Below are 14,952 nucleotides of genomic sequence, written 5' to 3'. Positions count from 1 at the left end.
ACCCCTGTTACCGCCGTGAAAGGGCGGTGTCCTAGGCCACTAGACGAAGGGGACAAAACCTTCTTTCGTACATGACCGGCGCTGGTTCCGGTCATCGTACTGTTTCAAGGTAATGTAGCCGACCTTGAAACTCTTTGTTTGGTGGAGCTAAGCGGGATCGAACCGCTGACCTCTTGCATGCCATGCAAGCGCTCTCCCAGCTGAGCTATAGCCCCACATCAGTGGACGGGGCGCATGTTAAGCGTGAGTCGCTAACCTGTCAAATTTATTTTCAACATTTTTGAAAATTTTTCGTCGACATAACAAACACTTAACGCTTCGCCCCCGAAAAACCGAGGTCGAATCGACCACTGTGCGCCCTGCCCTGCGAGCGCACAGTGATCCTCTACTGCATCAGGCTATGGCGCCCAGCAGTTTTTCCCACTCCTTGTTTTCCTTCTTGGAAACGCCACCGAGCAGATCGATGGCCTGACGCAGACGGAAACGAGTGAGGTCCGGACCTAGGATTTCCATCGCATCGAGCACCGAAACCGAACTGGCCTGCCCGGTAATCGCAGCGAACATCAACGGCATGGCATCGCGCAACTTCAGCTCCAGATGATCGACGACGGCCTGGATACAGGCCGTGATCGGGTCCTTCTCCCACTGACGCAGGGACTCAAGCTTCCAGAGGATCAACTGCATCAACTGGCGGACCTGATCGCCCGACAGCTTCTTGTGCTCGAACAGCTTCGCATCCGGCGTCACGCCGCCCGCGAAGAAGAAGCTGGCCAATGGCGCAATCTGGCTGAAGGTTTCGACACGACCCTGAACATGGGGCGCGATCTTCATCAGGTATTCGGGGTTCAGCGCCCAGTTCTGCACCCGGCTGGCAAACTCTTCGACAGGCAGCTCGCGCAGCCACTGGCCATTGAGCCAGGACAGCTTCTCGATATCGAATATCGGACCGCCCAGGGAGACACGGGACAGGTCGAAGTTATCGACCATTTCCTGCAGAGAGAACTTCTCGCGCTCGTCCGGCATCGACCAGCCCATGCGACCCAGGTAGTTGAGCATCGCCTCGGGCATGAAGCCCATGCGCTCGTAGAACGTCACCGACGTCGGGTTCTTGCGCTTGGACAGTTTGCTCTTGTCGGGGTTACGCAGCAGCGGCATGTAGCACAGCTGCGGTTTGTCCCAGCCGAAGTACTCATAGAGCAGAATCAGTTTCGGCGCGGACGGCAGCCATTCTTCACCACGCAGTACGTGGGTGATGCCCATCAGGTGGTCATCGACCACGTTGGCCAGGAAGTAGGTCGGCAAGCCATCGGTCTTCATCAGCACCTGCATGTCCATGCGATCCCAAGGGATCTCCACTTCGCCACGCAGAATGTCCGGCACCACGCAAACGCCTTCGGTCGGCACTTTCATGCGGATGACGTGCGGTTCGCCTGCATCCAGACGACGTTGCACTTCCTCCTTGGAGAGCAGCAAGGCACGACCGTCATAGCGCGGCGTCTCGCCCCTGGCCATCTGTTCGGCGCGCATCTGGTCCAGCTCTTCAGCGGTACAGAAGCAAGGGAAGGCATGACCAAGATCGACCAGTTGCTGAGCGTACTTCTGATAAATCTCGCCCCGCTCGCTCTGCCGATACGGACCATGAGGCCCGCCAACATCCGGACCTTCGCTCCACTCAATGCCCAGCCAGCGCAATGCATCGAAAATCTGCTGCTCTGACTCGCGAGTCGAACGCAACTGATCGGTATCTTCGATACGCAGGATGAACTCGCCACCGTGCTGCTTGGCAAAGCAGTAGTTGAAAAGCGCGATGTAGGCGGTGCCAACGTGGGGATCGCCAGTGGGTGATGGCGCAATGCGAGTGCGAACGGTGGTCATGAAAAATTCCGAAATAGATCGATCAAGCGCGGAATCTTAACAGGCGCTCCAGCACGGGTAAAAGCTTCGCGGGCAAGCCCCTTCCCACGAAACTTGCACAAGGCTGAAGTGGGAGGGGCCTTGGCAGCGACAGAGGCGGCCCCAATACCCCATCAAACTGCCAATAACCGCTCGCGCAATTTGGCGATCTCGTCGCGCATCTGCGCCGCGGCCTCGAACTCCAGATCCCGGGCCAACTGGTACATCTTCTCTTCCAGTTGCCGGATACGCTTGGTGATTTCGCTGGGCGAACGCAGTTCGTTCTCGTAGCGGGCATTTTCTTCGGCGGCCTTGGCCATGCCTTTGCGTTTCTTGCTGCGCGAACCGGGGACCGTCGCGCCTTCCATGATGTCCGCCACGTCCTTGATGACGCCCTTGGGCGTGATGCCATGGGCCAGGTTGTGGGCGATCTGCTTTTCACGACGCCGCTCAGTCTCGCCAATGGCCCGCTCCATGGAGCCTGTAATACGGTCGGCATACAGAATCGCCCGACCATTGAGGTTACGCGCGGCCCGACCAATGGTCTGGATCAGGGAGCGTTCGGAACGCAAAAAACCTTCCTTGTCGGCATCGAGAATCGCCACCAGCGACACTTCCGGCATATCCAGGCCTTCACGCAGCAGGTTGATCCCCACCAGCACATCGAAAGCCCCAAGACGCAGATCGCGGATGATCTCGACGCGCTCAACGGTATCGATGTCCGAGTGCAGATACCGGACCCGCACCCCATGGTCGCCCAGGTAATCGGTCAGATCCTCGGCCATGCGCTTGGTCAGGGTCGTGACCAGCACCCGTTCCTCCAGCGCCACACGCTTGGTGATTTCCGAGAGCAGGTCATCGACCTGAGTCAGCGCCGGACGAATCTCGACCTGCGGGTCCACCAGCCCTGTCGGGCGCACCACCTGCTCGATGATACGCCCCGCATGCTCGGCCTCGTAATTGCCGGGCGTGGCCGAAACGAATATGGTCTGCGGGCTGACCGCCTCCCACTCGTCGAAACGCATGGGCCGGTTATCCAGCGCCGAAGGCAGCCGGAAGCCATATTCCACCAGGGTTTCCTTGCGCGAGCGGTCGCCTTTGTACATCGCGCCGACCTGCGGCACGCTGACGTGGGATTCATCGATCACCAGCAAGGCGTCAGGCGGCAGATAGTCGTAAAGCGTGGGCGGCGGTGCTCCCGACGGGCGGCCCGAAAGATAGCGCGAGTAGTTTTCGATGCCGTTGCAGTAACCCAGCTCCAGAATCATTTCCAGATCGAAACGGGTTCGCTGCTCCAGACGCTGGGCTTCCACCAGCTTATTGTTGTTGCGCAGGTATTCCAGACGCTCCTGAAGCTCGACCTTGATGCCTTCCATCGCTTCAAGCAGCGTCTCGCGCGGCGTTACATAGTGACTTTTGGGGTAGAAGGTAAAACGCGGCAGCTTGCGAATCACCTCCCCTGTCAGCGGATCGAACGCCGACAGGCTCTCCACTTCGTCATCGAACAGTTCGACGCGGATCGCCTCCAGATCGGATTCGGCCGGGTAGATATCGATGACATCGCCACGGACCCGGAAGGTCGCCCGGGTAAAATCCATGTCATTGCGGGTGTATTGCAGGTCCGCCAGACGGCGCAGCAAGGCCCGCTGGTCGAGTTTGTCGCCACGGTCGATATGCAAGACCATGCGCAGATAGGTTTCCGGGCTGCCCAGGCCATAGATGCAGGACACCGTGGTGACGATGATGGCGTCCTTGCGCTCCAGCAGAGCCTTGGTCGCGGAAAGACGCATCTGCTCGATATGGTCGTTGATCGAGGCATCCTTCTCGATGAAGGTGTCCGACGACGGCACATAGGCTTCAGGCTGGTAGTAGTCGTAATAAGAGACGAAATATTCCACCGCGTTATTGGGGAAGAACGTCTTGAACTCGCCATATAGCTGGGCTGCCAGGGTCTTGTTCGGCGCCAGGACCAGCGTCGGGCGCTGCACCTGGGCAATGACGTTGGCAATGCTGAAGGTCTTGCCCGAGCCGGTCACACCCAGCAGGGTCTGATGCGCCAGCCCGGCCTCGATCCCTTCCACCATCAGGCGAATGGCCTCGGGCTGATCGCCGGCTGGCTCAAAACGGGTGACGAGCTGAAACTCGGACATGACCTACCTCTTGATTCGTTCGCGCAAAGGGTTCGTCTGCGCAGAGCCTACACGCAAAAACGAAATCACCGCCAACGCCCGATCCCGCCGGGAAGGACGTGCAGTGCTTGAAGTGATGCAGTGTAGATGGAGCCATATACTCATCTTTCAAGTCATCGATTGCCTATCGAATAGACGAACGTTGTCCCATAAGCCGGAAAAACCTTGAAAAAACCTGTTACGCCCTGTCGCTCCCGGAGTGGATGCTCTTTATACTGACTCCCCGTTTGTGCACCGCTCTGGCGCATTCTGTCGGAGCATGCACTGCACTCCCCTTCACTCTTCATTCAGAGCTGCCGCAAACAATGAGCCTGTTCTCCGCTGTCGAAATGGCGCCCCGCGATCCGATCCTGGGTATCAACGAAGCATTCAACGCCGACACCCGCACCACCAAGGTCAACCTTGGCGTGGGCGTCTACTGTGACGAAGACGGGCGCATTCCGCTGCTGCGCGCAGTTGCCGAGGCCGAGAAGATTCGCGTGGCACAACACGCTCCTCGCGGCTACCTGCCAATCGACGGTATCTCGGCCTACGACCTGGCCGTGCAGAAACTGCTGCTGGGTGCCGACTCGCCACTGATCGCCTCCGGCCGCGTGCTGACCACCCAGTCCGTCGGCGGTACTGGCGCTCTGAAAATCGGCGCAGACTTCCTCAAGCGCCTGCTGCCAAATGCCGTGGTCGCCATCAGCGATCCAAGCTGGGAAAACCACCGTGCCCTGTTCGAAGCGGCGGGCTTCGCGGTTCAGGACTATCGCTACTACGATGCTCCGACCCACGACGTCAACCGTGCCGGCATGCTCGAAGACCTGCAAAACCTGCCGAACGGTTCCATCGTTGTGCTGCACGCCTGCTGCCACAACCCGACCGGCGTCGACCTGACTCTGGAAGACTGGAAAAAGGTTCTGGAAGTGGTCAAGTCCAAAGGTCACGTACCGTTTCTGGACATGGCTTACCAGGGCTTCGGTCAAGGCATCGACGAAGATGCACTGGCAGTCCGTCTGTTCGCCGATTCGGGCCTGACCTTCTTCGCCTCCAGCTCGTTCTCCAAGTCCCTGTCGTTGTACGGCGAGCGTGTCGGCGCACTGTCGATCATCACCGAGTCCAAAGAAGAGACCGCCCGCGTCCTGTCCCAGGTCAAGCGCGTGATCCGCACCAACTACTCCAACCCGCCGACCCACGGCGCAATCATCTCTGCTGCGGTCCTCAACGACCCGGCACTGCGCGCCATGTGGGAAGAAGAACTGGGCGAAATGCGCGTGCGTATCCACGGCATGCGCAAAGCCATGGTCGAGCGTCTGGCCAACAACCCGGCCGGTCAGGACTTCAGCTTTGTCGGCCGTCAGTGCGGCATGTTCTCCTACTCGGGCCTGACCGCCGAACAGGCTCAACGCCTGCGCAACGAGTTCGGTATCTACGCTCTGGATACCGGCCGTATCTGCGTGGCAGCACTGAACCAGAAGAACATCGACGCGGTCTGTGACGCGATCAAGCAAGTGCTGTAAATCTGCACTGCAACATGAAAGGGAAGCCGGGCGAGAGTCCGGCTTCCTTTTTTTGTACCTGCAAAAAACACCTCAAGTTATTTCCGGCAGGGCCGCTAATCTGTCCGTGGTTTTCTGGATGAAAGCCCACATGGACAAGCAGGCGATATCGCCTGCATCAGAATGTATTCAGGACAATACGGAGATTACATGAAGTTCAAATCTTTCAAACTCCCCTTCACTGCAGCAGCCCTGGCCCTGTCGCTGAGCCCACTGGCATCGATGGCGGCCGTCATTGAAGTCACCATGCAGAACAACACGCCAAAGACCTTGACGCTTGTTTCTTCAACCAGCGGCTTCCCGTCCACTCTGGCTCCTTATCAAACCGTCACGTTCATCGCGCCATCCGGCTTCAGCAGCAGCGATGTGCAGGCTGATTATGCGAGCGGCCAGTCCACCGGCGGATGCCGATTCCAGGCAGGCCACAAGGAATATTCGACCGGCCCGCAATACACCAGCAGCGCCAAGGGTTACGGACAACTATCGGATGGTGCCTGCTATGAATACGTTTCCAAGAAATGGTCGGCACCTTACAACTACAAAATCCATTTCATGATGTCGCAGTAAGTATTGGCGCACGCCGATTAGGACAACAAGGGAAGCAGACGCAAGTCTGGCTTCCCTTTTTCATGAGTGTGCTCCTGTAAAACCGCAACGCTTTGAGCATGGAAAAACAACACAACACCTTATTTACAAACTGCGTATCACTTCTTTGATTTCAGGTCAGGCATTGGAGCGTTTTATGGCCACAGTAGAATTTTACTTCCAGACACAGAACGCATGGAACATGGGACCTGCCTGCGGCACCACCATCACGAATTCAAGTAACCCGGCACCGGCTACCACCGCCTGCATATATATCATTCATAACACCCATGAGAACTCAACCTATGTGGGCTATGCCGATAATGCCTTTGACAGATGGAAAAGCCGTACGGAAGTCTTCCATATCATGGGCATACCCAATGCCTATGCGAAAAACATCTTGTGCGCCTATTGCCTGCCGACCGTGTCGGGCGGGCACTCCATGTATCTGAAAGGGGCCAACAACTGCGAGCACCTTCTGGTTCGCGCCGTGGCCAATGGTTTACTGGGGAAAACCACTAATACCAACTCCCAACTTGCCACTCTCCCTTTCAGTAATTCAACGGCGACGAAAGTCCAGGTCTACCTCCCTAGTGACCCCTGGGGAAAGCTGGAAGGTAGAAAACAAGACAATGTCGGGCTTTTTTATTGATTGCGACGCAAAACAGAAAGCCTGGGTGGTATGGGCTCCTGTTACCCATACCACCCCCCTTCTGGAGCCTTCCGACAAAAGACACGGCGCCCTTACCTGCTGACTCATACCGCTAAATTCCCGCCCCCGCTCCTCGTTTAATGGACAGTTCCCGTGGCCGTCGCCTGCCGACGGGCTGAATTCTCCAAGCAGGAACCCTGCATGAAACGCTCTCGACACCCTGGACGCGCCGTCCTTCTGGCGCTGTGCATGTTTCCGGTCATCGCCGTATGCGCCTGGCAAATCATGCCTTCGGGCAACAACGATGCAGCCACCGCGCTCGTCACCCGCAGCGACATTCAAAGCAGCGTGACGGCGCTGGGCACTCTGCAACCGCGCAGTTATGTGGATGTGGGTTCCCAGGCCACCGGCCAGATCATGAAGATCCACGCGCAGGTCGGCGATCAGGTCAAGGAAGGCCAGTTGCTGGTGGAGATCGATCCGTCCACGCAAAAGGCCCGGCTCGACGCCGCACGCTATGCCATTGAGAACCTCAAGGCGCAACTTCAGGAGCAGCGTGCCCTGCACGAACTGGCCCAGCAGAAACAGCAGCGTCAGAGAAGCCTGGCTGCCGGTGGTGCCACTCGCGCCGAGGATGTGCAGGCCGCCGAATCCGAGTTTCGCGCCACTCAGGCACGGGTCGACATGTTCAAGGCGCAGATTCTCCAGGCCCAGGCCAGCCTGCGCAGTGACGAAGCCGCGCTGGGCTACACCCGCATCTACGCGCCGATGTCCGGCACCGTGGTCGCGCTGGATGCACGGGAAGGCCAGACCCTCAATGCCCAGCAGCAGACACCGCTGATCCTGCGCATCGCCCGCCTCTCGCCCATGACCGTCTGGGCCGAGGTGTCCGAAGCCGATATCGGCCACGTCAAACCCGGCATGAACGCCTACTTCACCACCTTGAGCGGCGGTACCCGGCGCTGGAGCAGTACGGTGCGGCAGATTCTCCCGGTGCCGCCCAAGCCTCTGGAGCAAGCCAATCAGGGTGGCGGCAGCCCGAGCAGCTCGGGCAAGAACGGCAGCGGCCGCGTGGTGCTCTATACCGTGTTGCTGGATGTCGATAATGCCGATCAGGCACTGATGGCGGAAATGACCGCGCAGATCTTCTTTGTCGCCAATAGCGCCCAGAACACCCTGACCGCTCCTCTTGCCGCCCTGAAAAGCGGACCACAGGCCGATCTGCAGACCGCACGGGTTCTCACCGCCAGCGGCGACATACAGAACCGTGAAGTCCGTACCGGCATCAGCGACCGTTTGCGGGTGCAGATTCTCGAAGGGCTGAATGAAGGTGACCGGCTGTTGATCGGCCCGTCCATCGGCAGCGGAGGCTGAATGCAAACGCCGCTGATCGACCTGCGGGATATCCGCAAATCCTACGGGGGTGGCGACAGCCCGCTGGTCAACGTGCTGCGAGGGATCGACCTGTCGATCCATGCCGGCGAGTTTGTGGCCATTGTCGGCGCCTCCGGCTCGGGCAAGTCGACCATGATGAATATTCTCGGCTGCCTCGATCGCCCAAGCTCCGGGCAATATCTGTTCGCCGGAGAAGATGTGGCCGGGCTGGACAGCGACGAACTGGCCTGGTTGCGGCGTGAAGCCTTTGGCTTCGTGTTTCAGGGCTATCACCTGATTCCGTCGGGCTCGGCCCAGGAAAACGTCGAGATGCCAGCCATCTACGCCGGAACACCCGCTGCTGAACGCCATGCCCGCGCCGCCGCCCTGCTCGACCGACTGGGGCTGGCCTCGCGCACCGGAAACCGCCCGCACCAGCTATCCGGCGGCCAGCAGCAACGGGTTTCCATCGCACGGGCGCTGATGAATGGCGGGCATATCATCCTCGCCGACGAACCTACCGGCGCACTGGACAGCCATAGCGGCGCAGAAGTCATGACCCTGCTGGACGAACTCGCCAGCCAGGGGCATGTGGTGATTCTGATCACCCACGACCGGGAAGTCGCCGCCCGCGCCAGGCGCGTCATTGAAGTCAGTGATGGCCTGATCGTCAGCGATACGGCATCCGGCAACCCGCAGGCACAAGCCCCGACCAATCCGGCCGCCTTGCAGGCCGTCGACCTGCGCCAGCGCCTGAGCGAAGGCAGTACCCGCAATGGCGCCTGGAAAGGTGAATTGCTCGATGCCATCCAGGCCGCCTGGCGGGTGATGTGGATCAACCGGTTCCGTACCGCACTGACCTTGCTGGGCATCGTGATCGGCGTTGCCTCGGTGGTGGTCATGCTGGCGGTGGGCGAAGGCAGCAAGCGTCAGGTCATGGCGCAGATGTCGTCCTTCGGCTCCAACATCATTTACCTCAACGGCAAATCCCCCAGCCCGCGCACTCCCAAAGGCATCATCACGCTGGAGGAAGTCGCCGCACTGGGCGAACTGCCCGAGGTGAAAATGATCATGCCGGTCAATGGCGGACAGGCAGGCGTGCGCTTTGGCAATGCCGATCACTCCAGCTACGTGGGCGGCAACGACACGCACTTCCCGGCCATCTTCAACTGGCCGGTGGTCGAAGGCAGTTACTTCACCGAAGCCGACGAAAGAAACGCAGCAGCCGTGGCAGTGATCGGCCATAAGGTCCGGCAAAAGCTGTTCAAGGATATGGCCAGCCCCATCGGCCAGTACATCCTGATCGAGAACGTGCCCTTCCAGGTGGTTGGCGTCCTGCAGGAAAAAGGCGCCAGTTCCGGCGACCTGGACAGCGACAACCGCATTGCCATCCCCTACTCCTCGGCCAGCATCAGGCTGTTCGGTACCCAGAACCCGGAATACATCGCCATCGCCACCAAGGATGCCGGCAAGGTCAAGGAAGCCGAACGTTCGATCAATGACCTGATGCAGCGCCTGCACAACGGCAAGAACGATTATGAACTGACCAACAACGCCGCAATGATCCAGGCCGAAGCCCGGACCCAGAACACCCTGTCGCTGATGCTCGGCTCGATTGCCGCCATCTCGCTGCTGGTGGGCGGTATCGGCGTAATGAACATCATGCTGATGACCGTACGGGAACGCACTCGGGAAATCGGTATCCGCATGGCCACCGGCGCACGCCAGGGCGACATTCTGCGCCAGTTCCTCACCGAAGCCGTGATGCTCTCGGTGGTCGGCGGGCTGGCTGGCATCGTACTGGCCCTCGGCATGGGCGCAGCGCTGCTGCTCGGCAAGATCGCCGTGGCGTTTTCGCTGTTTGCCGTTGTCGGGGCCTTTGCCTGTGCATTGGTGACCGGCGTGGTCTTCGGTTTCATGCCTGCCCGCAAAGCTGCCCGGCTCGATCCGGTTGCAGCCCTAACCAGCGAATGATCTATCGATGAAGCCAACCCTCACCTTGCTGACCTGCTGCCTGCTGCTGGCGGCCTGCAACACTTCTACACCCTCCATCGACAGCGGCATCCAGCCACCGCCAAGTTGGGAATTCGCCCAAGGCGCCGCCTTGCAGCGCACTGATGCTCAGTGGTGGCAACAATTCGGCAGCCCGGACCTGAACCGCCTGATCGAACAGGCCCGGGTCAACAGCCATGAAGTCGCCGCCGCCATGGCCCGTGTACGTCAGGCTCAGGCAACGGCGACCATCGCCGGAGCACCCACGCGCCCTGAACTCACTTACGACATCCGGGGCGAGCGCAACAAGTTCCTGCGCAGCAGCGACCGCAAGGCCAGCCCTTCGGATGACAACAATACCGACGCCTTTACCACCAGCCTGACCGCCAGTTACGAAGTGGATTTCTGGGGTGGCGTATCCGCCGCTCGGGACAGTGCGCTACAAAGTTTGAAAGCCAGTGAGTTCGACAGGGCCACGGTGGAACTGACCCTGCTCAGCAGCGTGGCCGATCGCTACGCGCAAACCCTGTCAGCCAGAGAGCAGAGCCATATCGCCGAGCTGAACCTGGCCAATGCCAGGAACGTGCTGAGACTGGTGCAGACTCGCTACGACTCGGGTTCCGCCACGGCACTGGAACTGGCTCAGCAGAAGAACCTGGTTGCAACTCAACAACGTGAACTGCCGCGTATTCAGCAACTGGCCAATGAGCAACAGATCACCCTCGCTGCCCTCCTCGGCCAACCCGTGCAACATCTGCAGTTGGGCAATCAGGATTTCGAGAACCTGAGCTGGCCACAGATCGGCACAGGGCTGCCCAGCGAACTGCTGACCCGTCGTCCTGACATCGCCAAGGCCGAAGCCGAACTGGCCGCCGCCCAAGCCGATGTCACCGTAGCCCGCGCTGCCCTGCTGCCCAAACTGACCTTGAGCGCTACTTTAGGCACGGAGGTGGTTCGGGCCGAAGACTGGCTGCGAGCGCCCTTCAGCAGTCTGGCTGCCGGCCTGACCGGACCGATCTTCAATAACGGACGCCTGAGCGCAGAGCGCGACAAGGCCACGGCCCGCCAGGAAGAACTGCTGGAAACCTATCGCGGCGCGATCATCAACAGCTTCGCCGACGTGGAGAAAGCCTTGAACAGCATCAGCGGCCTGGACCAGCAAAGGTACTGGCACGACGAAGAACTCAAACAGGCCCAGACCGCATTCCGCATCGCCCAGAGCCGTTACGAGGCTGGCGCGGAGGATTTGCTGACCGTGCTGGAAACCCAACGCACGCTGTATCTGGCCCAGGATGTGAGCGTGCAGCTTCGGCTGTCGAGGGTGCAGGCAAGTATTGCGTTGTACAAGGCCCTGGGTGGCGGTTGGACACAAACCCTTCACTAATGTCTCGCGAATAAATTCGCTCCTACAGATTTGCACCGTACTAGAGTAGGACCGGATTTATCCGGGAAAGGGCCTGTACATCCGCCGCATCTTTATCTGAAGAAATAATGCCTTCCCGAATAAATTCGATCCTACAGATTCAGGAATCAAACCCCGCCAAACCACTTCTCCGGCAGCAGGTTCCTCGCATACCACGGCCGACGCGGCACGCGGCGCAGGAGGTTGCCGAGCTTGTCATCGGCCGCAAAAGTAATGCGCAGCGCCAGTTTCATGACCTCCGGGTCCATTTCCATGGTGGTCCCGGCATTCAGGCCCGGTGTGGTGCTGCATCCATGAGTCTGCGGGCCGAGCCAGGGATCGCTGATCTCAACCCAGCGCCCCGGCGCGAACCATGGCACGCCATTGACCTCAAGACGGCTCACCTCTCCCGGATGAAAGCGCTCATGGGCACGGAACCAGTCGTCGATCCGGTCATCGATCCAGCCATGGAACATCCAGAACACCGGATGCACATGGGATGAAAACGGGTCAGCGAGAAAGTCGTTTTCCGGCTCGAACCAGCGTGCCGCGAAATCCGCCGAGTCACGGGCCATGGGCACCGGCTCGCCATTTGAAGGGTCTCGCGCAACGGACGCCCAGCGCATGTGCAACCAGTCATGCAGCTCCAGCTCAACCTGGGAACCGAACTGGCCAAGGGTCAGTTTCGACAAGAAGCGCGGGTCCCGGTATTGGGATTCCCACGCCTGAAAATGCGTGCTGAATGTCTCGTCGCTTTTGATATCGCTGACCAACTGGCTATATTCCGCATCGCCATTGGCCTGCCAGGGCGGTGGCAACGCGCAGCCATCGTGATTATCGAAGTAACGGGCAAAGCCCTGACGATCCCGCTCCAGCTCCGGTTGCGGCAAGGGAAAGCGCGGCCAGGAAGGAAGCTCCTGAAACTGACGGGCCTGAATCAGCATGTGCCGATGCATATAGAAAAAGTCGATGCCCGAGCCATTACGGTCCTTGCGCTCACCACGGGCATCGCGCTCCTTGTCTCGCGGACCTGGCTGCCAGCCGATACCGCGCAGGGCATTGCGTTTTTCTTCGGGCAGGCGATGCCACTTGTCGCGGCTGGCATGCCAGAGCTGGTGAAACAGGCGATGCTCCTTTGAAACCAGCCAGGCCAGAAACGGCGGCGTCAGCCCGATACGGTCACGGGCTTCGGGGAACACTTGCTTGGTGGCAATAAAACGATTTTCCAGCTCAGGCAACGCCAGCGGACGATCCAGACGCTCGATGCGCCCACTCAAGGTGCCGCTGCCCGCATTACCGAAGCTGCCCCAGACTTCATCCAGAACCATGCTGAATTCATAGTCCGGCGCATCGCTTTGCGGGCTGTCATCGAGATGGCCGTCAATGACCCGAAAATACAGCTTCGAGGCGTCGGCAGAACGCAGGTCGCCGATCACCCGGAAGCGCGGCTCAGCCTCGCCACGCAGACGCTCAGCGGTGTCGATATAACCCCGCAGGCCACGACCACGCGGGGCAATGTCCAGGAACATTTCCAGGCCCTTGAGCGGTGCTCCGGCCAGTCCAGCATCACGCCCCTCGAAACGGATATCCCATATCCCGCGCAGCTTATCGGCCAGCCTCTGGGTGGCGGTGTCGGCCGCTGCGGCAGTCGCTTCCCCCGGTGTAACGGGCTCTTCGACGCGCGTGAGTTCGCGATGTGCGTAATAAGCAGCCGGTACCGCAGCACCGGTCAGCGCCAGGCCCGCTATAAAACCTCGTCGAGAAATCGTCATTGCCCTACCTGTTAACGCCCCGAAACGGTCTTTATCCAAGCTAGGACGTAGCATCGACGGAGAAATTTAGGGGCAGAACCGCGAACTGCATCCGCGCTAAATTTTTCCGTCATCCGCTCGTTCTCCCCAGATAGCAAAGGCCCTTGTGCGTGCTTCTGAACGGCGAACCTGAAAGAGATGGCAATGACAAAACCGCGTTGGAAAAAGGCTCTTTTCATTGGCCTGCCCCTGGCTCTGGCGATCAGTGCAGGCGCAGGCTGGCTGGCCTGGAATTACTGGTCGCCATCGGGTTACCCGGTCAAGGTGATGAAACAGGCCGAAGAGCTGCAGGAACGAATCATTTCCTTTGACAGCCACATCACCGTGCCTTTGAAGTTCGGCAGCGAGCGCAACGAAGCGGACAAGGATGGCTCCGGGCAATTCGATCTGGTGAAGACCGCACGCGGGCGTTTGTCGGGTGCGGCACTGACGGTATTTGGCTGGCCGGAAATCTGGAACGGCCCCAATGCACCGCACCGCCCGACACCGGGCTTCGTGGATGAGGCGCGCCATCAGCAAGAGGTCCGCTACAAGATCATCACCGGCATGGTCCGCGATTTCCCGAACCAGGTCGGCATCGCCTACACCCCGGACGACATGCGCCGCCTGCATGGCGAAGGCAAGTTTGCGATTTTCATCAGCATGCTCAACGCCTACCCGCTGGGCAACGACATCAATCTGCTGGACCAGTGGACGGCGCGCGGCATGCGCATGTTCGGCTTCAGCTATGTGGGCAACAACAGTTGGGCGGACTCTTCTCGTCCGTTGCCGTTCTTCAATGACTCCCAGGACCCGCTGGGCGGGCTGTCCGAGATCGGCAAGCAGGCGGTGCATCGCCTGAATGATCTGGGCGTGATCATCGACGTGTCACAGATGTCGACCAAGGGCCTGGAGCAGGTCAGCCAGTTGAGCCGCACACCCATGGTCGCCTCGCACTCCGCGCCACGGGCGCTGGTGGACATTCCACGTAATCTGAGCGACGAGGAATTGCAGCTCATCAAGCAGAGTGGCGGCGTGGTGCAGGTCGTGGCGTTCCCGGCCTACCTGAAACCCCTGACCCAGAAGACCCAGGACAAGCTCAACAAGCTGCGCAAGGACTTCGACCTGCCGCCACTGCCGAACCTGGCCATGGCGCTGATGCCGGGCGACGCGATCATTACCGTCTGGCCGGAGCAACGTTTCGGTGCTTACGCCAGCAAGCTGTACGCCATCCTCGAAGAAGAGCCCAAGGCCACCGTCAAGGACTTCGTCAACGCCATTGACTACACGGTGAAGAAGATCGGCATCGATCACGTGGGCATCAGCTCCGACTTCAACGATGGCGGCGGCGTGGATGGCTTCAAGGATGTCAGCGAGATCCGCAACGTGACCGCCGAACTGATCGAGCGCGGCTATGCCGAAGCCGACATTGCCAAGCTCTGGGGTGGCAACTTCCTGCGGGTCTGGGAGCAGGTGCAGAACTCGGCCAGACCGGTCACCCGCCAATGAACCTCTACAGCTTGCACACCGACAT

The 14,952-nt window shown here is 59.7% G+C and carries 10 protein-coding genes and 1 tRNA gene; 7 read left to right on the top strand and 4 right to left on the bottom strand.

Features of this window, described 5'->3' with window-relative positions:
- Positions 1-139: 139 nt before the first annotated feature.
- The 3 genes from ACODS3_RS17425 to uvrB all read right to left on the bottom strand — a co-directional run bounded on the left by ACODS3_RS17425 (position 140) and on the right by uvrB (position 4,043).
- Positions 140-215 (bottom strand) — tRNA-Ala (locus tag ACODS3_RS17425).
- 178 nt (positions 216-393) lie between these two features.
- Positions 394-1,875 (bottom strand): glutamate--tRNA ligase, encoded by a 1,482-nt coding sequence (gene gltX, locus ACODS3_RS17420; protein WP_201002603.1) that lies wholly within the window; start codon positions 1,873-1,875, stop codon positions 394-396.
- Positions 1,876-2,027: 152 nt separating this feature from the next.
- Entirely contained in the window at positions 2,028-4,043 is a 2,016-nt protein-coding gene (gene uvrB, locus ACODS3_RS17415; protein WP_489035448.1) for an excinuclease ABC subunit UvrB, read from the bottom strand.
- Positions 4,044-4,387: 344 nt separating this feature from the next.
- On the opposite strand from uvrB, the gene ACODS3_RS17410 reads away from it, so the two are divergent.
- The 6 genes from ACODS3_RS17410 (at position 4,388) to ACODS3_RS17385 (ending at position 11,610) form a co-directional block, all read left to right on the top strand.
- Entirely contained in the window at positions 4,388-5,584 is a 1,197-nt protein-coding gene (locus tag ACODS3_RS17410) for an amino acid aminotransferase (protein WP_201020426.1), read from the top strand.
- A 189-nt stretch (positions 5,585-5,773) separates the two neighbouring features.
- The gene (locus ACODS3_RS17405; protein WP_201002608.1) at positions 5,774-6,190 is read left to right on the top strand and encodes a hypothetical protein; all 417 of its coding nucleotides are present in this window, start codon (positions 5,774-5,776) and stop codon (positions 6,188-6,190) included.
- Between the two features lie 175 nt (positions 6,191-6,365).
- Positions 6,366-6,860, top strand: coding sequence for a hypothetical protein (locus ACODS3_RS17400; RefSeq protein WP_201002610.1), 495 nt, complete (start codon positions 6,366-6,368; stop codon positions 6,858-6,860).
- Positions 6,861-7,061: 201 nt separating this feature from the next.
- Positions 7,062-8,234, top strand: a complete 1,173-nt coding sequence (locus ACODS3_RS17395; protein WP_221607172.1) for an efflux RND transporter periplasmic adaptor subunit — start codon at positions 7,062-7,064, stop codon at positions 8,232-8,234.
- Positions 8,235-10,208 (top strand): MacB family efflux pump subunit, encoded by a 1,974-nt coding sequence (locus tag ACODS3_RS17390; protein WP_201020428.1) that lies wholly within the window; start codon positions 8,235-8,237, stop codon positions 10,206-10,208.
- Positions 10,209-10,215: 7 nt separating this feature from the next.
- Positions 10,216-11,610 carry an efflux transporter outer membrane subunit gene (locus tag ACODS3_RS17385; protein ID WP_304575388.1) on the top strand — a complete coding sequence of 465 codons (1,395 nt, stop codon included), beginning with the start codon at positions 10,216-10,218 and terminating at the stop codon, positions 11,608-11,610.
- A gap of 146 nt (positions 11,611-11,756) precedes the next feature.
- On the opposite strand, the gene pvdP is transcribed toward ACODS3_RS17385, so the two are convergent.
- Entirely contained in the window at positions 11,757-13,400 is a 1,644-nt protein-coding gene (pvdP, locus tag ACODS3_RS17380; protein ID WP_201020430.1) for a pyoverdine maturation tyrosinase PvdP, read from the bottom strand.
- 183 nt (positions 13,401-13,583) lie between these two features.
- On the opposite strand from pvdP, the gene pvdM reads away from it, so the two are divergent.
- The gene (pvdM, locus tag ACODS3_RS17375; protein WP_201002620.1) at positions 13,584-14,927 is read left to right on the top strand and encodes a pyoverdine-tailoring dipeptidase-like protein PvdM; all 1,344 of its coding nucleotides are present in this window, start codon (positions 13,584-13,586) and stop codon (positions 14,925-14,927) included.
- Positions 14,928-14,952 lie beyond the last annotated feature (25 nt).

This window comes from Pseudomonas sp. FG43 (assembly GCF_057809175.1).
Note: the sequence above shows the minus strand (reverse complement) of the source record. Positions and strands in the feature narration are given on the sequence as shown.